The 1,133-nt window shown below is 62.9% G+C and carries 1 protein-coding gene; it reads right to left on the bottom strand.

Going from position 1 to position 1,133, the window contains the following annotated elements; translation table 11 throughout:
* Nucleotides 1-63: 63 nt before the first annotated feature.
* The coding region (locus AC1DWF_RS32250) for a GGDEF domain-containing protein (protein ID WP_476842600.1) at nt 64-1,133 on the bottom strand (1,070 nt) is incomplete at its 5' end.

The following is a 1,133-nucleotide window of genomic DNA, read 5'->3' as shown; positions in this document are numbered from 1 at the left end:
GCTTTTCCGAGGGCGTAATTCCCCAGCCCGGCCTGCGCTGCCGCTGACTGGTAGCTGCGACGACTACCGGTTCGGCGGCTTGATGCCGAACGGCACCACTGTCGAATCGCTAAACAGCGCCACCGTACCCGAAACCCTGACGCAATCGCGCCCGTCCTTCTTGGCCTCGTAGAGCGCGGCATCCGCGCGGATCATCAGATGATCTATCCCTTCGCCTGCGGCGAGTTCGGCGACGCCGAAGCTTGCCGTGAAGCGGCAGTGCGGCGGCAGGCCCTCGATCGGCAGGCCGGAGAAGGCGCTGCGCGCGCCTTCGGCAAACAGTCGTGCCGACGCCAGATGCGCGCCCGGCAGCATGATGGCGAATTCCTCGCCGCCGATTCGCCCGGCGATGTGGTGGCCTGCCTTGGATTCGCTGACGAAGCGCGCGAACGCCTCGATGACGCGGTCGCCCGAAGCGTGGCCGTAATTGTCATTGATCGACTTGAAATGATCGAGGTCGGAGATGATCAGCGTCACCGGCAGCCCCTGCCGCGTCGCCTCGCGCAGCGCCGTTTCGGCCCGTCGCTCGAAACCGCCGCGGTTGAGCAGGCCCGACAGCGCGTCTGTCTCCGACTTCTGCGTCACTTCCGCAAGGATGTCGCGCACCAAGATGACCAGCAGCAACAGCGCGATGGACAGGGCGAACACCGTCCCCAATGCCTGCGAAACCATCGCATAGGTGCTCTGCAGATAAAAATGCGGGTCCGCACCGGATCCGCCGACGGCGAGCGCCAGATAGGGTTTTGAAAAGAACTGCAGCGCGCTTGCCAACAACACGCCCGAAAGCACGTAATCGAACTGGCTGAGCGCCTGGCGCGACCGCAAGACGATCACCGCGCCGATGACCTGGGCGATGGCATAAGGTGTCTGGAACGTCATCATGCGCAACAGCGAGTCGCGCTCAAGCCCTTGCGTCAAGTAAACGGCAATGGTCGCCACGACAAAGAATGCAGCCATAGACCGCAAAGGTGGTGAAGCGTCGTAACGGCGCGCCAGACCGACATTCATGATCAGCAGTGTCGCCAGGAACGCGGCAAAATTTGTGGCTGCGATCAGACGCGTGTCTTCAAACAGCGGGATGGCGAATTCCGTGC

It is taken from the genome of Aminobacter sp. P4_D5, from assembly GCF_056401815.1.
This window is presented reverse-complemented; position numbering and strand designations above follow the sequence as displayed.